The organism is Paenibacillus sp. FSL L8-0641 (assembly GCF_038006265.1).
Classification (GTDB): Bacteria; Bacillota; Bacilli; order Paenibacillales; family Paenibacillaceae; genus Paenibacillus; species Paenibacillus polymyxa_D.
Genome location: NZ_JBBOUW010000001.1, coordinates 1375678 through 1396547 on the forward strand (window position 1 = coordinate 1375678; position 20870 = coordinate 1396547).

The following is a 20870-nucleotide window of genomic DNA, read 5'->3' on the forward strand; positions in this document are numbered from 1 at the left end:
ATGAGCAGAGTGAACATGTTCGATGTCAACTTTGATAATTACGATTTTAATGATCTACTCGAATTTATAGATACTTCTATTGAACATCAGCGTCATTCCTACATTTTGACCTGTAATGTCGATCATGTGATCAAGCTTCGCAAGGATGATGAATTCCGCAAGGTGTATTCAGATGCCGGAGCTGTAGTGGCCGATGGGATGCCTATCATATGGGCGTCCAAGTTGCTGAAAAAGCCCCTCAAACAAAAAGTGTCCGGGTCAGATTTGTTCACTCGGTTGGGGGAGGCTTTTGAGGATCGAGGCTATCGTTTATTTTTTCTGGGTGCAGCTGACGGTATTCCTGAGAAGGCTATGCTCAATCTCCAGGAATCTTATCCGAACATGAACGTGGTGGGCTGTTACTCTCCTTCTTATGGATTTGAGAAAAACGAAGAGGAGAACAGACACATTGTCCAATTGCTGCAAGAGGCTCGCCCGGACATCGTTTTTGTTGGTGTAGGCGCACCTAAACAGGAAAAATGGATTTACAGATATTATGAGACTTACCGCGCTCCGATTTCGATTGGGGTGGGAGCGACCTTTGATTTCCTGTCGGGAAATGTGAAAAGAGCACCGGAGCTGATGCAGAAGACGGGATTTGAATGGTTCTGGAGATTGTCTCAGGAGCCTAAACGATTGTGGAAAAGATATTTGATTGAGGATTCCCAATTTCTCGTTCTGCTGTTTAAGGAGATGTTCAAGCGGAAGCGGATGAAGGGAGGTCAGGGGTGAGAAACATGAGTCGGTTGGCAGATCAGCAGATTTCCGTTTGGCTAGGAAATCGGCGTGGAATCGGCATGATCGGCATGGGGTTGCTGGCTTGTATGCTGCCACTCGCCATCGGATTTGCCAGCGCCAAGATGGATCCCACCATGAGCCAGCAGGGAGCCATATTGCTGGCGCTCGTTTTTCCGGCCTTCCTGCTGGCGATCTTGCAATCCCGGCTACTGATTCCTTACACGCTGGCAGTGTGGGCAGTAGGCCCGGAAATCCGCCGTATTGCGGATTGGTTGGAGGGAACGTACCACTCGGTTTCCTTGTTGAGCGTGGCACCGCTGCTGGTAAGCAGTATGTTGATTATTCCTGTGCTGCGGGGTATTCATCTGGCGGAAAAGCCATTAACCCGAATTGCTGTATTTTTCGGCATAGAATTGGCCTACGGAAGTGTCGTCGGGTTATTCAAAAATGGTATTGTTTTTGCTTATGATTTAGCCAATTATGTGGTTCCTTTGATCCTATTGCCATATTTTGCGATTAAGCCCATGAAAGCGAAGGAACTGGACCGACTGCTGTATTCATATGCCAACATTGCTGTTCTTGTGGCGATTTACGGCATTATTCAGTATTTGACAGTTCCTCCTTGGGATGCATTTTGGATGAATCATGTAGAAATGAATTCCATTGGTGTTCCAGAACCGCTTCAAATCAGAGTGTTTTCTTCCATGAACTCGCCCGGTCCGTGCGCTATTTTCCTGGCGATGGCACTTGTACCCATGCTAATGGAAAAACGGTGGCGTGGCACTTTGGGATGGATCGGAATTCTGCTGACGGTCGTTTGTCTCTTAATCACGCTGGTACGTTCAGCCTGGCTAATTGCATTCGTCATGTTGTTGGCTTATATTCTCAGTTCATCTTCCAAGGGGAAGTGGAAGACCTTGGTTCAACTAGCTGTCGTCGGTCTTCTTCTCTACATTATTGTTCCAAAACTTCCAGGGGCAGAGGGTTTGGTGGCTCGTATGCAGACGCTGACGGATATTCAACAGGATCATTCGTACAACGAGCGTTTGGATTTACTGCATACGATGCTTCCGGCGATTACTAGCAATCCAGTCGGGCAGGGGATCGGGAGTGTAGGAATCGGAACCAAGCTTGATAACGGCGGCGATCTCGGTGAACTTGGGATTATGGATAATGGGTATATTGCCATTTTCCTCACCTTCGGTATTTTCGGAGCATTCTTTTTCTTCGGTGGTCTGTTCGTTATCATCAAGCGCCTTCTCGTCCGTATTGCCGAACGAGATTCCAGTCAGCCTTATATCAGACTGGCGTTGGCTACGTGGGCCGGAGCTGTAGCCAGTCTCATATCGGATAATGGTTTCCCGGGTATGCGCGGCTATCTGATCTGGATGATGATCGGAATAGGACTATGGGCAAAAGATGTCATCGCGGAAAGAAGGTAAAGGCTGTGCAAAACTTACAAGCATTATCCGCACCTGTCCGGACACTATGGTCCACAGTGATTCGGTTTGCCAAAAGCAAGGATAACAGCTCTGCAGCAGTAAAAACGATGATATTCAGTATGCTGATTCTCGTCGTGAACATGCTGACTGGTGTGCTAACGGCACGATTCCTGGGTCCTACTGGACGCGGGGAACAGACAGCGATGGTGAACTGGTCCCAATTTCTCGCCTTCTGCATGAGCTTCGGTGTCCCGTCTGCATTGATTTACAATGCGAAAAGGAAACCGGAGGAAACGGGCAAGCTGTATGGTCTGGCCTTGCTGCTGGCTACCATGTTCGGGGGCTTGGCGACACTCGTCGGAGTTTTTCTAATTCCTTATTGGCTGCGCTCTTTTTCTTCATCGGTCATCCTTTTCGCGCAGTGCTCCATGATGATGTGTCCGCTCATAGCGATTTCACAGATCAATAATGCATTGCTTCAAGTTCGCTCGGAATATAAGCAGTACAATTTATTCCGGTATCTGGTACCGCTGAGTACACTGCTGGGTCTGGCGATTCTGATCTTAACCGGAAATATGAATCCGTACACCTCGGCATTGGCTTATTTGCTACCAGGCTTGCCGATTTATATCGGTGTCACGATACGAATGATTCGGCTGTACAAACCCAAGGTAAAGAACAGCTGGACGCAATTTAAAAATCTCTTTACCTACGGTATGGGTTCATACGGAAATGATCTCATGGGGCAGGTTTCCACTTATATTGATCAGATTTTGATTGCGGGTCTGCTCAGACCCGCTGATCTCGGTTTATATGCAGTAGCGGTCAGCTTGGCCAGGATGGTGAATGTATTTTCTACCTCGATCATTGTCGTGCTGTTTCCCAAAGCCTCTGGTCTGAATAAGGAAGAGGCGGTGGACATAACATTTCGGGCATTTCGAGTGACATCAACAGCAACCTTTCTGGCTGCGATGATGCTGATGCTGATTGCTCCGTTCGTATTTACATTGTTATATGGTCAAGAGTTTAAACAAGCGCTTACGGTATTCCGGTTCCTGGTGCTTGAGGTTGCTATCAGTGGAGGGACCATGGTGCTGGCACAACAATTTATGGCGTTGGGTAAGCCCAAACTGGTTACCATTCTACAGGGTGTCGGATTGGCGCTCGTCATTCCATTGCTGTCCATACTCGTGCCGAGATATGGATTGACGGGTGCAGGGATAGCAATGCTGTCTTCGGGGATTCTACGGTTCATTTTCATTTTATGTAATGTTAAATTCGTTCTAAAAATGAAGATTCCAAGACTGCTTATTTCCAAACAAGATTTTCAATGGCTCCGATCAACGATGTCACACTACATCCGGAAAAAGCCAGTTAACGGTTAGATAAAGAAGGAGGCACCCGCTAATGAACCACATGTCTAGCGTTCCCGCGGACAACCGGATATCCGTAGTTATTATCGCTCAGGATGATGGCACTCGAATCACAGCCGCCATTAAATCCTGCAAGCCCTTTGCGGACGATATCGTCGTCATTGACGGAGGGAGCAAGGACAATACGATTCAGGTAGCTGAATCCTTGGGCTGTCGGGTGTTTTCTAACCCGTGGCCCGGTTATGCCAAGCAGCGCATGTTTGGTGTTGAAAAAGCGGAATTTGATTGGATATTCCTGATTGATACGGACGAAGTAGTGGATGCAGAGTTGCTTGGAGATTTGTTGAAAGTAAAGGAAACGCTCCACGATCCGGCCAAAGCATATTCCGTATTTCGGATTGGCGATTTTCTCGGCAAATGGATGAATAAAGGCGAATATCTGGTTCGTTTGTACAATCGTCGTATTTATGGCATTACGAATAGTCTTGTTCATGAAATGCCGGATGTAGCCTCTTCCCAGATTGTCAATCTGGAGGGTGTGTTATGGCACTACGGCTTCCGCAGCATCAGTGATCATATGACCCGTTTTAATAAATATACAGATCTGGAAGCAGAGACGGCATTTAACAAAGGAAGATCCTTTCGGATTACCAGACTGTTGTGGCGGCCCCCTGCCCGCTTTGTGCAGAAGTATTTTGTCCAAGGCTTATACCGCAAGGGATTGGCGGGTTTTGCCGTAGCCGTTTTCTGGGTGATGTATGAGTTTCTCGTCTGCTTCAAGCATTATGAGCTAACCAAGCGGCGAAAAAAGATAGAAATCGTGGATGACGGACATACCGAGCAGAAAGGAGAAACCAGCTATGTCGTACAATAACGGATTTCGTATTGCGGCAACGGGGTTGAGCTGGCCGTCTTTGCAGCCAGGAGGCCTTAACACATATTTCCAATCGATCTGTGAGCAGCTTACGTTAGAGCGCAATACGTTGGATGCTCTAATCTGTAGTGACGAGCAGCCGCAAGCGCCCGACCGTATTCGGATTCATACGATTGGCAGCAAGCAGCAATCCATCTGGAAGCGCCGGGAGCTAATGCAAAAATATGCAGCAGAGTTGTTCGACAAGCAACCGGTGGATATATTGTATTCCCATTTTGCTCCCTATAGTGTCGGGCCAGCGCTGGAGGCGAAAAAAAGAGGAATCCCGGTAGTTACCACCTTTCACGGACCGTGGACGGAGGAAATGAAGATTGAAGGACAGGGTATCAAGCATTTTCTAAAAACGACGTTGGCTAAATCCATTGAAATGAAGGCCTACGGTCTGTCGGATAAATTTATAGTGCTAAGCGAGACTTTTCGGGATATTTTGCATGAGCACTATAAGGTTCCACTCAGCAAAATTCACATTATTCCCGGAGCGGCGAATGTAGAAAGGTTCCACCCGGCAGAGGATCGGGGAGCAGTACGAGAGCGCCTGAATTTGCCGCAAAACGCGACGATTGTGCTAACCGTTCGTCGTCTTGTTAATCGAATGGGACTGCTACAGCTACTCGAAGCATGGCGACGAGTAACCGAGCGTCATCCTGATCATCTGCTGCTGATTGGAGGGAAGGGCCCCTTGATGGAGGAATTGGCTTCCAAGGTAGCGGAATACAATCTTCATAACCATGTAAGGTTGCTCGGTTATGTGTCGGATGAGGAGCTTCCACTGTACCATCAAGCATCGAATTTGTTCGTCGTACCTACACAGGCGCTGGAAGGTTTCGGTCTGATCACGGTGGAGGCAATGGCTTCGGGACTGCCAGTGCTGGCCACTCCTGTGGGCGGTAGCAAGGAAATTTTAAGAGGATTCCGTCCCGAGCTATTGTTCCAGGGAACGGACAGTGAAGCCATTGCTGAAGGGTTGCTGCGTGTGCTGGATCATCGTGAACTTCTACCGAATGCAAGGGAATGCCGGGACCATGTCCTGAGCAGATATACATGGGGACATGTAGCGGAGCAGGTGGAAGAGGTGTTCCGACAGGTCCTTGACAGAAAGGCGGCGGCGAAATGATGAGAGTAGCTTATATTGACCATACGGCAAGATGGAGCGGCGGCGAAGTCGCTTTGTATAACATACTGACGAATATCGGGGAACATATCGACCCGCTCGTTATTTTGGCAGAGGAGGGTGATTTGGCAGATCGGCTTCGGCAGCGTGATATTGATGTGCGCATCATTCCATTGGACGATTCGATTCGCAATCGGGGACGGAACGCCGTGAATCTAGGTGCGCCTGCAGCAGCTTTTCGTTTGCTGGCATACGGTAGAAAACTTGCGCCCTTGCTGCGTGAGGAAAAGGTCGTGTGCGTTCACACGAACTCGCTCAAGTCTGCACTGTATGGTACAGTAGCTGCCAAATCGGCGAAGCTGCCCTTGATCTGGCATATCCGTGACCACATCGGTCCGCCGTATCTGAAGCCGATTGTAGCCAAAGGGATTCGGCTGATGTCCCGCTTTTTGCCCAACGGAGTGATTGCCAATTCCAAGTCCACGCTGAGTGCATTGGAGTTACCCCCGGACAAAAAGACGCTCGTCGTTTATTCCGCTTTTGCCAAAGCAATTACAGCACGTGACACGGCTGCACATTCACGTGGTGATGACTCGTTTAACGTCGTATTGGTCGGCAGATTGGCGGAATGGAAGGGACAACATATTTTACTGGAAGCGGCACGTTCCTTTTTACCAGATCAGCGCGTGAAATTCTGGCTGGCTGGAGATGCATTGTTCGGAGAAGAGGAATACAAGCAACGATTAGAGTCCACGATGCGCGAATACGGGTTGGCTAATGTCAATCTGCTGGGGCACGTCGATGACATTCAAGGCCTGATGCAGCGTTGTGATTTACTGATTCATACCTCTATTACACCAGAACCATTCGGTCAGGTCATTATTGAAGGCATGGCTGCTGGTCTCCCAGTGATTGCTTCCAATGAGGGTGGACCCAAGGAAACGGTGGTACCCCATGAAACCGGGCTACTTATTGAACCGGGTAACCCGGCTAAGCTGGAAGAAGCCATCCGCTGGATGTTGGAGCATCCACAGGAACGTCAGCAGATGGGTGAGAGAGGGATGGAACGGGTCAAGAAGCATTTTGTCATCGAGAACACAGTTAAGGATATAGTTCATTACTATAAGGGTTTGTTGGCAGGAGTCTGACCGACATTCGCGTTAAAGGATGATTTAGATGAAAATAGCGATAGCACACGATTACTTAATCCAAATGGGCGGAGCGGAAAGGGTAGTAGAGGTATTCCACGATATGTATCCGGAGGCTCCTATCTTCACAACGGTGTTCAGCGACGACCGCCTGTCGCGTAACTTGAAAGATGCGGATATTAGAGCCACTTGGCTACAAAAAGTCCCAGGAGTGAAGGCCAACTTCAAAGGAGTGCTGCCGCTATATCCCATCGCTATCCGTGATTTTGATTTTAGGGATTTCGATATTGTTTTAAGCTCCAGCAGTGCATTTATGAAAAGCATCCAGGTACCCAAACATACGTTTCACATTTGTTATTGTCACACACCGATGCGGTTTGCCTGGGATTACGATACATATATGGCCCGGCAGTCCAAATCCAACCTGCTCAAAAACATGCTAAAGCTGTACATGAACCGGTTGAAAACATGGGATGCCAAAACTTCGCGCAACGTAGACCAGTTTGTCGCCAACTCTTCGGTTGTTAAAAGAAGAATTTTGCACTATTACCAAAGGGATTCGGATGTCATTTTCCCACCTATTAATACATCCCGTTTTAAACGCGCTACAAACATCGGTGACTATTACCTGATCGTATCCCGATTGGTGTCCTACAAGCGCATCGATCTCGCGATCGAAGCATTCAAACGTAACGGTCTCAAGCTGCGCATTGTGGGTGAAGGACCAGATCGTAAACGACTCGAAGGTATGGCTGCCCCGAACATTGAGTTCCTCGGCAGGCTTGAGGACGAAGAGGTTAACAAGCTGATGGCAGAATGCCGAGCGCTCGTTTTTCCGGGCGAAGAGGACTTCGGTATTACGCCTTTGGAGGCGAATGCGGCCGGACGGCCTGTTATCGCTTTTCAGGGTGGGGGAGCGCTGGATACGATTGTTCCTCATGTGAACGGCGTATTTTTCCGCAAGCATCAAGTAGAGGATGTGCTAGAGGCCGTCGCAAAGGTCGAGCAGCATGCATGGAATGTGGACGATATCATTACCCATGCCCGCAAATTTGATGAAGATAACTTCAAGGATCAACTGAAAAAGTATGTAGAACAAGCCTATGTGAACTTTCTAAAAGGAGGATGAACGGAATGAAGCTGGCTGTAATTGGTACTGGATACGTTGGGCTCGTCTCGGGTGTATGTTTTGCGCAAAAAGGTAATGAGGTGATTTGTGTCGATCTGGAGCAGTACAAAATCGACATGTTGAACCGGGCAGAATCTCCGATTTATGAACCGGGTATTGAGGAATTGATCGCGCTGAATCTGGAAGCAGGTCGATTGGAGTTTACTTCGGATTTGGCTGATGCGGTACGCCGCTCGGATATCGTCATTTTGGCGGTAGGTACGCCTTCTCTGGCTAACGGCGAGGCGAACTTGTCCTACATTGAACAGGCGGCTGCTGATGTTGGGAAAGCCATGAACGGGTATAAGATTATTATGACCAAGAGTACTGTACCTGTCGGAACGAACGAAAAGATTAAGGACGTATTGGCTCGTCACACGAGTTTGTCTTTCGATATCGTATCTGCGCCTGAGTTTCTGAGAGAAGGCTCAGCTATCAATGATACGCTTCATCCGGATCGCATCATTATTGGTTTGGACAATACTGGATTGCGTGAAACAATGGTCACTCTGCATCAGGTGTTCACGGATAAAATCTATGTGACGGATATCCGTAGTGCTGAAATGATCAAATACGCGTCAAATGCGTTCCTGGCAACTAAAATTTCGTTCATTAACGAAATCGCTAATATTTGCGAAAAGGTTGGCGCCGATGTAACCTGTGTGGCTGATGGCATGGGTATGGACAAACGGATCGGCTCCTCTTTCCTACAAGCAGGGATCGGGTATGGTGGCTCTTGCTTTCCAAAAGACACAAATGCGCTTATCCAAATTGCGGGTAATGTAGACTATGAATTTAAGTTGTTGAAATCGGTGGTCGAGGTGAATACCGACCAGCGCTTTATGATTGTATCCAAGCTGCGTGAATCGCTGGGTCAACTGAACGGTGTGTCGATTGGCATTTGGGGCCTCGCCTTCAAGCCAAATACAGACGACATCCGCGAAGCTCCAGCACTGGAAATCGTAGAAACACTCATTCAGGCAGGCGCAATTGTCAAACTGTATGATCCCATTGCGATGGATAAATTCAAGGAGCACGTGGATCACCCGAATATTGTGTGGTGCTCATCCCCACAGCAAGCCGCCGAAGGTAGCGACGCTGTGTGCCTGTTGACCGATTGGGAAGAGTTCAAAAAGGTCGATCTCGTACAACTGGCCTCCCTTCTGCGCAAACCGGTTCTAATTGACGGTCGTAACGTATTCGCCGAGGAACAGATTCAAGGCTCCGGGCTGGAATACTATTCCGTGGGGCGTCCGCGGATGAGTGGGTGGAACAGAGATAAAGTGGAAGTTTAAAAAGTGACTGTGGTGGTGGGGGAGGCGCTGCGCGTGCAGATTGTTCTTCCGATTGCTGTTACCCCCGGATTTTCTTGATTGTGTAAAACATTCAAAGGTTAAAATCCGGGGGTAAAGGCAAACGCTGACGCTTCTTCAGAACAATTCTGCCCGCTCCGTTGCTTTCCGCCGTGGAGTCACAGTTTTAAACTCCCACCTTATGGGATGGGAGTAGGAAGGGCGTATCGGAAGGAGCGGCGCGGTTGATGCCGCTCCTTCCGATCAAAGCGCCTCGCGGCTGAGCCGAGCGCGTGAGCGCTAACAGGCTGACCGGACTTAATAATGTCCGGTCGCGCCTTTTGCAATAAACGGTATGATCGGCATGATGCATTTTTGAGTAGCGCAGGGGTGGATTTGAATCTGGAGAAGCGATAGCGTTCGCCTTTGGACCGGGATTCAAACCTATATACGATTTTATATAATCGAATGAATCCCGGTCCAACAGCGATCGTAAGATCAAATCCAGCCCGTAGCGGACTACTCAACCCTGCCCCATCCGATCACCCATACATTATAGAGAGGAAGTGGAGAGTTATGAAGCTCGTACTTTTGTCTGGTGGTTCCGGTAAAAGATTATGGCCTTTGTCCAACGATTCCCGTTCCAAACAATTTTTGAAGGTACTGGAGAGCCCGGAGGGGACTTCGGAATCCATGGTACAGCGGGTATGGAGACAATTGGGAGACAACGGATTATCAGAATCCTCGTTTATTGCGACAGGGAGAGCACAGGTCGAAATGATCCAGAGTCAGGTTGGGCCGAATACGCGTATCATTGTTGAGCCAGAACGCAGAGACACCTTTCCTGCGATTGCGCTGACAGCGACTTATTTATATTCCATTGCAGGTGTTTCACCTGATGAAATTGTAGCTATATTGCCTGTAGATCCTTATGTTGAGGATGCTTTCTTCGCCTCCGTAGCCCAACTGGAACATACGCTTCAGGAGAGTGAAGGCAAGCTTGCATTAATCGGGGTTGTCCCTTCCTATCCTTCAGAGAAATATGGTTACATTATTCCGAAAAACGATGCCACCCAAGGTAGCACTGGCTACCGCGAAGTGAGCCATTTTCAAGAGAAACCCGACCGGGAGCAGGCGGAGCGTCTGATTGAACGCAATGCTCTATGGAACTGCGGGGTTTTTGCGTTCAAATTAAGTTATTTGCTGGATATCTTGGCATCCAAGGGATTGCCGCTGAATTATGAAGAAATGCAAAAGCAATACGCATCTCTGGAAAAAATCAGTTTTGACTATGAAGTAGTCGAGAAGGAAAAGGACATTGTAGTTCTTCCGTATGATGGTTTTTGGAAGGATTTAGGTACTTGGAATACGCTCACAGAAGAAATGTCTAATCAACAAGTGGGCAGAGGTGTAGTAACGGAGGATTGCGTCAATACGAGTCTTATTAACGAGTTAGACATTCCTGTGGCGATCATTGGAACGAATGATCTGATTGTAGCGGCTAGCCCGGATGGCATTCTTGTGACCAATAAGGCAGAAAGTCCTCGTATTAAAGAAGTGCTCAAGGCTCATGATCAGCGTCCAATGTATGAAGAACGTCGTTGGGGGCAGTATCGGGTTGTGGATTATGTCAAATATGACGAGGGTAACGAGGTATTGACCAAACGAATCCGCGTACGAAAAGGCAAAAATATCAGCTACCAGCTTCATTTCAAACGGAGTGAAATCTGGACCATTATTAGCGGTGAAGCGGAAATTATTTTGAATGAGAAGCTACACAAAGTAAAGGCTGGTGATGTAGTCCGCATTCCTGAAGGGACGAAGCATAGCATTTTGGCTGTGACAGATGTGGATTTTATTGAGGTGCAGACTGGCTCTGAATTGGTTGAAGAGGATATTGTCCGCTTTTGTATGGATTGGAATGAAATTTCCCGTCACCAATTTATCTCATAATTATTTTCGTAAAAACGAAAAAAAGACAAATTCATGAAAATTCATGGCTCAAACTGTCGAATTTGGGCGAAAACCTGTAAATTCATGAACATGACCTATTAAATTTTGGTAAAATAAAGTCGATACTTAGGGTAAGAAGGAATCCAAACTCCTTCCAACGATAAACGCAGCCCTGTCGAAAGGCAGGTACGCAAAGCTAAAGGGCCTTCCACAAGGATGGCAGCCTGGCTACCGAAAGGAAGAGCGAAAGTGAGATTCAATTTTATTCCTCTGTATCGACTGATACGTCATGTACTCCCCGTTGTTATGCTTTTTTCATTGTTGCCCGTCGGTTTTGGTGATTCTCTGTCTGTGGCGAATGCCGCTTCATTACAACCTGTTAATTCGGACGCTTCTACTCAGGCCCGTGAACTATACAATTATTTACTCAACATCTCAGGGAAAAAAATAGTCACCGGTCAGCATGATTATTTGGAAAGTCCGGATGAATTAAGTAACAAGGTCCAAAAAATCAGTCAGGCATATGTAGGTGTACACGGCTATGAGATGGGAGCTATCTCTGGTCAATCTGACGCTACAGAAGCAGCGCAACGTAAAAATGTCGTCGATAGTGCTATCCGTTGGGACAGATCCGGTGGTATTGTGACGATGACTTTTCATGAAGCGCTACCAGGTAGGCCACTGACTTGGGCCAATGTACAGGCGAAAGTAAGTCAGACAGAGTTCAACAAATACGTGACCCCAGGTACTACGCAGTATAACCTCCTCATTGCCGATCTGGATAAGGCCGCTGTATCGTTAAAGCAGCTTCGTGATGCAGGGGTTCCGGTTTTGTGGAGACCTTACCACGAGATGAATGGCGACTGGTTCTGGTGGGGAAACAAAAATAATTTCAATCAGCTATGGAATATCATGTACGACCGTTTTACCAACACACATCAATTGAACAATCTGCTGTGGGTATGGAGTCCGAATGCGCCCAATTCGTATACTGTCCCGTACACCCCGAAATACCCGGGGGATGACAGAGTGGACATCTTGGCAGTAGATATTTACAACAATGATTTTAAGCAAAGTCATTACGAAGGTCTGCTTGGGCTGGCACGGAATAAGCCGATTGCCATTGGGGAGCACGGTGAGATGCCTAGTTCTGAGGTGTTGCAGGCTCAACCTAAATGGGTATATTCCATGACTTGGGGCAAGATGCTGACTGAGAATAACACAACAAATCAAATTCAGGATTATATGAATGATTCGAGGAGTTTGACGCGGGATGATGTGAAGAATGGATTGGAAACGATTCAACCACCTGGGACAGATATACCGACCTTACCGGACGAGGGACAAAGTGAGCCTATCCCGGCTCCGCCAGTAGTGATCGTTCCCCCAGCTCCGACTCCCCCTTCTGTTCCTGATGTGGTATATGTGAACGGGTTGCGTGGCGAATATTTTAACAATATGAATTTGAATGGAAGTCCTGTTTTGATCCGTACAGATAGCAAGCTGGACTACAACTGGCGTGCCAATGCAGCTGACCCTAAGGTGAATGCCGATCAGTTCTCGGTTCGCTGGACGGGTAAAATCAAACCGCAATATAGCGAGACCTATACGTTCACCACGATATCCGATGATGGTATCCGTGTATGGGTAGACGGCAAGTTGGTGATTGACAGCTGGTTCAAACAAAGCTGGACAGAGCGTAAAGGCAGTATGACTTTGGAAGCAGGCAAAATGGTAGATTTAAAAGTAGAATACTATGATGAAAAAGGCGACGCGATGGCACGTCTAATGTGGGAAAGTCAGCATGAAGCGAAAGCGGTGATTCCCGGAAACGCTTTGTTTCTTCCTTGATTAATACTCTTTCCCGGTCCAAAAATTTGAGGAGAGAGGGTCGATCATATGATAAAAAAATGGTTATCCCATAGGTATACAGGAGTTTTATCTGGACTACTAGCGATCGTAGCTATAGCGATGATCGCTTGGTTTATATACACGCCTTCAAGAAGCGCAGAATTGCAGACGGATAAAGTAGCAGCTGCCAGTCCAGTATGGAAGCTGGGGCAGAGGGATGACTCTTCAGCGGAATTCAAAGGTGTGGTCGGCAGGGATAATATCGACATTTCTACAGCAGCTGCCTCTACCGAATCATCTGCTAAAGGAGCAATGTCAGCGTTGTCGGTAGCAGAAGAGAGTACAACAGTTCCGGTATTGCTCAGCAGTGGAGATATTCCTCCCGGTTTGAATGCGTCCACGAACCCTGAACTGACACTCCAGTATAAGCTGAATCAGATTCCTCCCAATGGTATGATATTCCGTGTTCGGATTTTAGATGCGGGCAAAGCAGTCCCACAAATGGCTGTATTTTCAAATCAACAGCTGTCCGGTATTATTCAGATTGCCGGAGTATCCGGTACTGGGAGTGCTTATAATTTCAAAAACAACTACGAGCTGTATATACCCAAAGAGCAATTGCAAAGCGGTGTTAACGTACTCAAGCTAAAGACAGCGCGCTGCCTATACTGCTCCTCTGCAGAAGATAAAAATGTGTGGTGGACTTGGGATGACTTGAGCTTGGAGACGTTAGCTTCACCTGCGACCGAACCGGTACACGGTAAATATATACTGACCGGAACAAATGTGAACAATAAAGAATTTTATTATGATCAGGGTGCAGTTAAGCATTTACCATACGTTCTCAAATGGCTGGGAATTGCTTATAGTGGCAATGTCATGAGGGTCACCTGTGCCAGCAATGTGGGCAAGGCATGTACAGACGTGGATGATTACTATCAAACGTTAAAGCAGTATAATATGCAATCGTCTGCTTTGTATTTATATACAGGTGATATCAAGCTGCAAAAAGATGGTTCTCTGCCAGAAACGGCCAAGCAAAAGTTGCGCGATTATGTAAAAAAATACGGTTCTTATCTTCAATATTATGAAGTAGATAACGAACCTGGATTATTTAATCGCTCCAAGGCGGTAAATCTGGCTGTAGCTAAGTGGTTGAATACGGAAGGGAAGCAATTGGCACCGCATCTCAAAACGGTAGCGCCGGGTTGGGCCTACTGGCCGACGTACTCTACCAAGGCGTGCAAAAATCAAACCGGAGGTACGAAAAAATGCGGTGATCCGGATGGATGGGAGCGAGACCCGGCGCAGCGTAAACAGCTGGAGGAAGTCACTGACCTGACCAACGGACACGCCTACGGTGAATCGTATAATGAAGAGGGCGGGGGCAGCTTCATTCAAAATTTGAAAACCTTCGGCGGTTCGAGCGACGGACTGGCGAAGAAGATGCTGAACACGGAGTTCGGTACCAATGATACGCATCGAGATAATCCAGATTATGGGGCTAGTCAGCCACAAGCAGCCGCATTCGACCGGATTATGCGTTCACAAATTGGGTTTGCCGATATGTTTATCCAGCACGCTGCTTTTTATAAAGATTATACGCTGTTTAAAACAGGCTTCGATCTGCAAAGTCATAACCCGGCCAACACAGAAATTTATCCGTTCGGGCAGGGACAGGACACTCGTGTTAAGATCATGAGACGCTTGAGTCTAGCCTATGCCACGCATGGGAAACCTCTGACTTATACAGTGCTGAATCCAGAGGATACCAAGGATAAAATGGTGTATGTGCGTGCGGTGGATACGTCCAAGCTTAAACCGCTGGCAGGTAGCGGCGCTACTTCAAACAAATTGCTGGTAAATCTAGTGAATTTCGAATCCACCACGCAGACCGTTCGTGTACGGGTGACAATGCCGAATGCCGGTTTGTACACGGGTGAACGTTTTGGAGCGGGTTCCACTTACAGTCAGGCACAGCGTTCCATATCAGGGCTCAAGGCTTCTCCTGCCCTTGATTTTGAAGAAAAGCTGGGCCCTGGCGAAGCGGTACAATATATTTTGGAATTAAAAAGTACAGATCAGACCGCAGCTTCAGCTCCAACAGGGGTGAAGGCTGCCTCTGTTCAGGATGGGGCGGTAGAGATTAATTGGCTTCAGGCAGAAGGCGTATCTTCCTATGATGTGCTGCGTGCTGACGGAACCGACGGGGCCTATCAGGTGATTGCCTCGCAAGTAGCGGGAAGCACGTATACAGACCGCACGGTAAAAGCCGGAAGCCACTATGTCTACAAAGTCCGAGCGACCGGAGGTACTCAGGTTTCCCAAGCAGCCGAGGTCGCTTAATCAGATCGGAATGCATATAGGACCTTAGAGTTCGAATACCTAACATCATTTCGAAATAAAACAAAAAAGAACCTATCAGGAGAAAATAGGACCTGACAGGTTCTTTTTTGTTGGAAAATCGTTCTGATTTGCCAATACTTTACGTATAATGAAGAAAAAAATAAGAAAATCCTTTTTTATTCTCGTCATAAGACGACAACATTGCAGGTGTGTATTCATATATAATAGTTTTGTTCACGACTATACATACAAGGTTTGTGGGAAATTTCTTTCCGGTGACCAAGAATAATAAAGTGAGGTTAGTGCTGAATGAACAAGGAGACAGAATTAGGGGGGAACAACCCTCTTTTTCAAAACAACGTACAGAAAGCAGACAAAGCTGCCATCCACTTGGACATCCGGGACATTTTGCTCCAATGTGGGTTCACGATGCCAGAATGGCTAGAAAGCGACGCGGATGGAACCACATACCGGAAGGACAAGCGCGTGTAAATTCCAACGGCTGGTCTTACTTGAGCGAGACGTGAAGCAGTCGGCCGCTTTCTTTATTCCATCATTCGTTCCATTCGGACAAATGCAATAAAACGTTTGGCTTCTTCCTCAGACAAGGTGCGTCCATCAATGGTCAGGTTGAAACGTTGCAGAATATCCTCATCGGACAGTTCAAGCTGGTCCACAAATTCCCTCACATCTGAATCCAATATTGCCGCCGGATGGCTCGTACGTCCCACCAAGTAGTCAATCGTTACCCCGAAAATATCAGCGAGCTTGGTCAGGATCTCGAAATCTGGCTTGCGCCTATTTTTTTCATAGTGAGAAAGAGCTGCCCGCGTAATTCCGAGGGATTGTGCTAGTTCCTCTTGTTTTAATCCCTTATGTTCTCGTAATTCAGCGATGCGGGTGCCATAATTCATCCGTTTTTCCTCCTGAAGGCAAGGTTAAGAAAGGTAAAAAAGCAAGTTTACGCTTGACAAGATACGTTTTGTATCATAAATTAGTTATGTAAGTTACATAACGTATCTTTATTTAATAGTTTTCACTGATGTCTTCGTTTATATACCCTAAGAGGCCACCGATGATGAGCATTTTGTGCTTATTCGCTGGCTAGACCTTCTATGCGCTATTATACAACATTTTACTATAGATTAGAGGGTCATGCACCGTTCTTTTCCCCGTTATGCAGAGGATCAGTACAAGCGTTATTGCATCGAAAACAAGTCAATCAGGGAGGACTGGTCTTGTGCAGTTGAAAGAGTACATCCGTTTGATCCGTAAAAGAATGTGGTTGATTGGTAGCATCGTACTGCTAGTATGTACTGTAGTGGGCATAAAAAATATGTATTTTACCCCGCAGATTTATGAAGCTACCGCAAAGCTCATTATCAACCAGACGCCACGACCGGATCGTGCAGGTGTCGTCGATTACAGTGTAGTTCAAACGAATATAGCCTTAACGAACTCCTATAAGCAAATTATGATCTCCTCGGCGATTATGGATCAGGTGGTCGCCAGCTTCCCCGATCTTAAGGTCACTCCGTCAGCATTGGCGCAAAAATTAAGAGTGAACACCGCAGGTGATTCACAGGTCATGGATGTAACAATCCGCGATTTATCGTATACGAAGGCTGTGAAAACCGTCAATGCGGTAGCCAAAGTATTCAAACGGCAAATCCCCTCTATCATGAAAATGGACAATGTCACCATCCTAAGCGAAGCCAGTCTGAATGATCCAGCAGTTCCCGTGAACAGTAATGCCACTATACAGATATTTATTGCTTTTGCCACCTCTTTATTGTTGGGAATAGGCTTGGCGTTTCTGCTGGAGGTACTGGATGATACATTTAAGAATGAAGAGGATATTGAAATAGAACTCGGTCTGCCTACCCTAGCCCTGATTACGAAAATGAAAAAAGAAGATAAACGCTCTGACAGCTCCACTACAACTCCTAAACAGGTAGGTGAAGGGCAATATGCCGCGATTAATCAATAATCAGCTCGTTACATCCCTACATGCTCAGTCTTCCGTTTCGGAGGAGTACCGCATGCTTCGCACTAACATCCAGTTTTCTTCTATAGACGAGCCGATTGAGGTTATGATGGTGGCGTCCGCTCAGGCGGGTGAAGGCAGAACGGTCACAATTAGCAATTTGGCTGTAACCTATGCGCAAGAGGGGAAAAAGGTGCTGATTATGGATATGGATCTGCGCCGTTCCTCCTTGCACCATATGTTTGGTTTGCGTAATCATACAGGGCTGACACGGGTGCTTGCCAATCAACAGGCATGGCAGGATGTGGTTCAAGAAACCGGGATTGACCATCTGCATGCAATTACAGCCGGACCGAACCCGCCCAATCCGTCCGAGATGCTCAGTTCCCGCAGAATGAATGCTCTGCTGGTTGAGCTGAAAGAACATTATGACGTGATCCTAATGGATACACCGCCGTTGCTGTCCTTTCCGGATGGCTTCATTATAAGCGCCATGTGTGACGGAGTCATTCTGGTGGTGCAGGCAGGGAAGGTCAAAAAGGATGTCGTCAAGAAAGCAAAAGCGAATTTGGAAAGAGTAAAGGCGCGCATTCTGGGCGTAGTACTTAATAATGTGAAGCGTTCGAATACCCGTGTCGAGCGGGGGATGGAGGAACGCAATCTGACATGAATAAAAAGGAGGAAAATGAGAGTATATAAAATTCTTTTAACAATGTATAAATAATACTTATTAATAAGGAGCGAGGTGATGAGACGTGTCTTCTTCCCGCTCGAATGAGGTCGAAGTGCGGGGTGCGTCAGTGGATGTTTATTCGGTCGCTCATGGGCTTGAACGGCGGCAAGGATGGAACGTATACCCGTTCGTGAAGCGAAGCATGGACATTATATTGTCTTTCATTGGAATCATCGTGCTATGCCCGGTATTTCTGCTTGTCATTTTGCTGATTAAGCTGGAGGACCCCAAAGGAAGTGCAATATTTTATCAAGTACGTATTGGAAAAAATGAGCGGCCGTTTCGCATGATCAAATTTCGTTCCATGGTGTCTGATGCCGAAGCCAGATTATCTGCACTGCTGGTGGAAAATGAAATTGAGGGTGCGATGTTCAAAATGCGGGACGATCCCCGAATTACCCGTGTGGGTCGCTTTCTTCGCAGAACGAGCATCGACGAGTTGCCACAACTGTTCAATGTACTGCGTGGGCAGATGAGTCTGGTAGGACCCAGACCCCCGTTGCCAAGAGAGGTCCATGATTACACAGTGAGGGATAAGCTGCGTCTGACGGTTACACCAGGCTGCACCGGTCTATGGCAGATCAGCGGTCGTAATCATCTAAGCTTTAACCAGATGGTAGAACTGGATTTGGAGTACATATCCAGACGCAGTTTCCGCACAGATATGATTATTATGCTGAAAACATTTCGTGTGCTGCTAGGCTCCAAGGATGCGTATTAAAGTCTTTCATTTTCACGAAGAAGGTAGGGGATAAGTATGGATCTTCATTCCAACATATATGTAGCAGGGCATCACGGACTGGTGGGTTCCGCTATTGTCCGATCGCTTCAGGAAGCGGGTTACCGTCATATTATTACTCGCACAAGCCGTGAGCTGGATCTACGTAATAAAGAGGCAGTAGATCATTTTTTTGAAACAGAGTCTGTGGATTATGTATTTTTGGCAGCGGCCAAGGTTGGTGGGATTTTGGCGAATAACGAATATCCGGCTGATTTTATCCGTGACAATCTGCTTATACAAACAAATGTGATTGATGCGGCATACCGGGCAAATGTAAGTAAGCTATTATTCCTAGGTTCTACCTGTATCTATCCTAAATTTGCTCCGCAGCCGTTACGGGAAGAATATCTGCTCACGGGTGAACTGGAGCCTACTAATGAGGCCTATGCGATTGCTAAAATTGCCGGGATTAAAATGTGTCAGTCTTACAACCGTCAGTATGGAACCCGGTTTATTTCTGTGATGCCGACGAATTTATACGGTCCGGGCGACAATTTTGATCTCCAGACTTCTCATGTGTTGCCTGCGCTCATCCGCAAGTTTCATGAAGCCAAGCTGAATCAATCTCCGACTGTAGAAGTATGGGGTTCTGGTACGCCGCGGCGAGAATTTCTTCATTCTGATGATTTGGCTGAGGCCTGTCTATTCCTAATGAACAATTATGAGGGAAATGAAATTGTAAATATCGGCGTAGGTGAGGATATCTCCATTCGTGAGCTGGCTGAGCAAGTGAAGAATGTAGTCGGCTATGAGGGAGAAATTACCTTTAACACCTCCGCTCCTGATGGAACGCCGCGTAAGTTGGTAGATGTATCCCGAATTTCCGGGCTGGGCTGGTCGGCGCGTATTTCACTAGAAGAGGGATTAAAGTCTGTGTATCAGGCATTTCAAGGTCTGGATCTGGTTGAACAATAAAAAAACGGTGGGGGAATTGGAATGAAAAAAGCGCTGATCACAGGAATTACCGGGCAAGACGGGTCCTATCTGGCTGAATTGCTGCTATCCAAAGATTATGAGGTGTACGGGATGCGCAGACGAACCAGCACACCGAACTTTGAAAATGTAGCGCATATCCAGAATGACATCCACTGGCTTTCCGGTGATATGACCGATCTGGCTTCATTGATTGAAGCCGTCCGGCAGTCCGACCCGGATGAGGTCTACAACTTGGCTGCTCAATCCTTCGTAGCGGCCTCATGGCCGCAGCCGTTGGCTACAGGGCAGATTACAGCATTATCTGTCACCAATATGCTGGAGGCGGTTCGAATTGCCAAACCGGAAGCGCGCTTTTACCAGGCGTCAAGCAGCGAGATGTTTGGTAAGGTGCTGGAGACACCGCAGACAGAAACGACCCCGTTCTACCCACGTAGTCCCTACGGTGTTGCCAAAGTGTACGGCCATTGGATTACAGTGAACTATCGTGAAAGCTTTGATATGTTTGCTTGCTCTGGCATTCTGTTCAATCACGAATCCCCACGTCGAGGATTGGAATTTGTAACCCGTAAAGTGTCGGATGCGGTAGCTCGTATCAAGCTGGGGTTGCAGCAAGAGCTGCGCATGGGAAATTTGGATTCACTGCGAGACTGGGGTTTTGCAGGGGATTATGTAAAGGCGATGTGGCTGATGCTTCAGCAGGATCAACCGGATGATTACGTCATTTCCACGGGAGAAATGCATTCTGTGCGTGAACTGCTGCAAATTGCCTTTTCCCATGTAGGTTTAAATTATGAGGATTACGTCGTGATCGATCCTCAATTTGTCCGTCCGGCAGAGGTAGATCTATTACTCGGCGATTGTGCCAAGGCGAAAGAAAAGCTGGGCTGGCGATTGGAAGTAGGCTTCGAGCAGCTCATTCGTATGATGGTGGATACAGACTTGGAGCGGGTAAAAAGGCAGGCTGCAGTTGAAGCTTCTGTCGTCGTGTAAGAGATGGAGAGGCCATCCGCCTGGGCGGGGGGTCTCTTCGCTGTACGC

At 47.3% G+C, this 20870-nt stretch carries 19 protein-coding genes and 1 riboswitch; of the genes, 17 read left to right on the top strand and 2 right to left on the bottom strand.

Features of this window, described 5'->3' with window-relative positions; translation table 11 throughout:
* The 8 genes from MKY16_RS06170 to MKY16_RS06205 are packed head-to-tail and all read left to right on the top strand — an operon-like array spanning nucleotide 1 to nucleotide 9248.
* Nucleotides 1–771: a WecB/TagA/CpsF family glycosyltransferase gene (locus MKY16_RS06170; RefSeq protein WP_013309155.1), complete on the top strand. Its 771-nt coding sequence runs from the start codon at nucleotides 1–3 to the stop codon at nucleotides 769–771.
* A gap of 5 nt (nucleotides 772–776) precedes the next feature.
* Nucleotides 777–2219, top strand: coding sequence for an O-antigen ligase family protein (locus MKY16_RS06175; RefSeq protein ID WP_340954617.1), 1443 nt, complete (start codon nucleotides 777–779; stop codon nucleotides 2217–2219).
* Between the two features lie 5 nt (nucleotides 2220–2224).
* A complete protein-coding gene (locus MKY16_RS06180; RefSeq protein ID WP_029516196.1) occupies nucleotides 2225–3604 on the top strand; it encodes a lipopolysaccharide biosynthesis protein in 1380 nt (459 codons plus the stop codon).
* A gap of 22 nt (nucleotides 3605–3626) precedes the next feature.
* Nucleotides 3627–4466: a glycosyltransferase family 2 protein gene (locus MKY16_RS06185; protein WP_023987421.1), complete on the top strand. Its 840-nt coding sequence runs from the start codon at nucleotides 3627–3629 to the stop codon at nucleotides 4464–4466.
* On the top strand, nucleotides 4453–5640 hold the full coding sequence (locus MKY16_RS06190; RefSeq protein ID WP_340954620.1) for a glycosyltransferase family 4 protein: 1188 nt from the start codon (nucleotides 4453–4455) through the stop codon (nucleotides 5638–5640). Before MKY16_RS06185 ends, MKY16_RS06190 begins: the two co-directional genes overlap by 14 nt.
* A complete protein-coding gene (locus MKY16_RS06195) occupies nucleotides 5637–6785 on the top strand; it encodes a glycosyltransferase family 4 protein (protein WP_340954622.1) in 1149 nt (382 codons plus the stop codon). The genes MKY16_RS06190 and MKY16_RS06195 overlap by 4 nt, the downstream gene beginning before the upstream one ends.
* A 28-nt stretch (nucleotides 6786–6813) precedes the next feature.
* Entirely contained in the window at nucleotides 6814–7914 is a 1101-nt protein-coding gene (locus tag MKY16_RS06200) for a glycosyltransferase (RefSeq protein ID WP_029516199.1), read from the top strand.
* A gap of 5 nt (nucleotides 7915–7919) precedes the next feature.
* The gene (locus MKY16_RS06205) at nucleotides 7920–9248 is read left to right on the top strand and encodes a UDP-glucose dehydrogenase family protein (protein WP_029516200.1); all 1329 of its coding nucleotides are present in this window, start codon (nucleotides 7920–7922) and stop codon (nucleotides 9246–9248) included.
* Between the two features lie 197 nt (nucleotides 9249–9445).
* Here the strand turns inward: MKY16_RS06205 and MKY16_RS06210 are convergent, their stop codons facing one another.
* Nucleotides 9446–9772, bottom strand: a complete 327-nt coding sequence (locus tag MKY16_RS06210; RefSeq protein WP_340954624.1) for a hypothetical protein — start codon at nucleotides 9770–9772, stop codon at nucleotides 9446–9448.
* A 49-nt stretch (nucleotides 9773–9821) separates the two neighbouring features.
* On the opposite strand from MKY16_RS06210, the gene MKY16_RS06215 reads away from it, so the two are divergent.
* The 4 genes from MKY16_RS06215 (at nucleotide 9822) to MKY16_RS06230 (ending at nucleotide 15887) form a co-directional block, all read left to right on the top strand.
* On the top strand, nucleotides 9822–11198 hold the full coding sequence (locus MKY16_RS06215) for a sugar phosphate nucleotidyltransferase (protein ID WP_029516201.1): 1377 nt from the start codon (nucleotides 9822–9824) through the stop codon (nucleotides 11196–11198).
* A 155-nt stretch (nucleotides 11199–11353) separates the two neighbouring features.
* Nucleotides 11354–11434, top strand: a riboswitch (cyclic di-GMP riboswitch).
* A gap of 13 nt (nucleotides 11435–11447) precedes the next feature.
* Nucleotides 11448–13049 carry a glycosyl hydrolase gene (locus MKY16_RS06220; RefSeq protein WP_340884651.1) on the top strand — a complete coding sequence of 534 codons (1602 nt, stop codon included), beginning with the start codon at nucleotides 11448–11450 and terminating at the stop codon, nucleotides 13047–13049.
* A 48-nt stretch (nucleotides 13050–13097) separates the two neighbouring features.
* Nucleotides 13098–15395 carry a hypothetical protein gene (locus MKY16_RS06225; protein ID WP_340954626.1) on the top strand — a complete coding sequence of 766 codons (2298 nt, stop codon included), beginning with the start codon at nucleotides 13098–13100 and terminating at the stop codon, nucleotides 15393–15395.
* Nucleotides 15396–15704: 309 nt separating this feature from the next.
* Nucleotides 15705–15887: a hypothetical protein gene (locus tag MKY16_RS06230; protein WP_029516204.1), complete on the top strand. Its 183-nt coding sequence runs from the start codon at nucleotides 15705–15707 to the stop codon at nucleotides 15885–15887.
* A gap of 53 nt (nucleotides 15888–15940) precedes the next feature.
* On the opposite strand, the gene MKY16_RS06235 is transcribed toward MKY16_RS06230, so the two are convergent.
* The gene (locus MKY16_RS06235; protein WP_025720479.1) at nucleotides 15941–16309 is read right to left on the bottom strand and encodes a helix-turn-helix domain-containing protein; all 369 of its coding nucleotides are present in this window, start codon (nucleotides 16307–16309) and stop codon (nucleotides 15941–15943) included.
* A 326-nt stretch (nucleotides 16310–16635) separates the two neighbouring features.
* Between MKY16_RS06235 and MKY16_RS06240 the strand changes: the two genes are divergently transcribed.
* The 5 genes from MKY16_RS06240 (at nucleotide 16636) to gmd (ending at nucleotide 20822) form a co-directional block, all read left to right on the top strand.
* A complete protein-coding gene (locus MKY16_RS06240) occupies nucleotides 16636–17385 on the top strand; it encodes a YveK family protein (RefSeq protein WP_029516205.1) in 750 nt (249 codons plus the stop codon).
* Nucleotides 17366–18052, top strand: a complete 687-nt coding sequence (locus tag MKY16_RS06245) for a CpsD/CapB family tyrosine-protein kinase (protein ID WP_029516206.1) — start codon at nucleotides 17366–17368, stop codon at nucleotides 18050–18052. The genes MKY16_RS06240 and MKY16_RS06245 overlap by 20 nt, the downstream gene beginning before the upstream one ends.
* Nucleotides 18053–18137: 85 nt before the next feature.
* Nucleotides 18138–18836, top strand: coding sequence for a sugar transferase (locus MKY16_RS06250; RefSeq protein WP_029516207.1), 699 nt, complete (start codon nucleotides 18138–18140; stop codon nucleotides 18834–18836).
* A gap of 36 nt (nucleotides 18837–18872) precedes the next feature.
* A complete protein-coding gene (gene fcl, locus MKY16_RS06255; protein WP_340954627.1) occupies nucleotides 18873–19811 on the top strand; it encodes a GDP-L-fucose synthase in 939 nt (312 codons plus the stop codon).
* Nucleotides 19812–19832: 21 nt separating this feature from the next.
* Nucleotides 19833–20822, top strand: a complete 990-nt coding sequence (gene gmd, locus MKY16_RS06260) for a GDP-mannose 4,6-dehydratase (RefSeq protein WP_029516209.1) — start codon at nucleotides 19833–19835, stop codon at nucleotides 20820–20822.
* Nucleotides 20823–20870 lie beyond the last annotated feature (48 nt).

Bases quoted from the DNA above. Each gene is read 5' to 3' on its own strand.
- MKY16_RS06170 (WP_013309155.1), top strand. From the start codon at position 1: ATGAGCAGAGTGAACATGTTCGATGTCAACTTTGATAATTACGATTTT.
- MKY16_RS06175 (WP_340954617.1), top strand. From the start codon at position 777: ATGAGTCGGTTGGCAGATCAGCAGATTTCCGTTTGGCTAGGAAATCGG.
- MKY16_RS06185 (WP_023987421.1), top strand. From the start codon at position 3,627: ATGAACCACATGTCTAGCGTTCCCGCGGACAACCGGATATCCGTAGTT.
- MKY16_RS06190 (WP_340954620.1), top strand. From the start codon at position 4,453: ATGTCGTACAATAACGGATTTCGTATTGCGGCAACGGGGTTGAGCTGG.
- MKY16_RS06195 (WP_340954622.1), top strand. From the start codon at position 5,637: ATGATGAGAGTAGCTTATATTGACCATACGGCAAGATGGAGCGGCGGC.
- MKY16_RS06200 (WP_029516199.1), top strand. From the start codon at position 6,814: ATGAAAATAGCGATAGCACACGATTACTTAATCCAAATGGGCGGAGCG.
- MKY16_RS06205 (WP_029516200.1), top strand. From the start codon at position 7,920: ATGAAGCTGGCTGTAATTGGTACTGGATACGTTGGGCTCGTCTCGGGT.
- MKY16_RS06215 (WP_029516201.1), top strand. From the start codon at position 9,822: ATGAAGCTCGTACTTTTGTCTGGTGGTTCCGGTAAAAGATTATGGCCT.
- MKY16_RS06225 (WP_340954626.1), top strand. From the start codon at position 13,098: ATGATAAAAAAATGGTTATCCCATAGGTATACAGGAGTTTTATCTGGA.
- MKY16_RS06230 (WP_029516204.1), top strand. From the start codon at position 15,705: ATGAACAAGGAGACAGAATTAGGGGGGAACAACCCTCTTTTTCAAAAC.
- MKY16_RS06235 (WP_025720479.1), bottom strand. From the start codon at position 16,309: ATGAATTATGGCACCCGCATCGCTGAATTACGAGAACATAAGGGATTA.
- MKY16_RS06245 (WP_029516206.1), top strand. From the start codon at position 17,366: ATGCCGCGATTAATCAATAATCAGCTCGTTACATCCCTACATGCTCAG.
- fcl (WP_340954627.1), top strand. From the start codon at position 18,873: ATGGATCTTCATTCCAACATATATGTAGCAGGGCATCACGGACTGGTG.
- gmd (WP_029516209.1), top strand. From the start codon at position 19,833: ATGAAAAAAGCGCTGATCACAGGAATTACCGGGCAAGACGGGTCCTAT.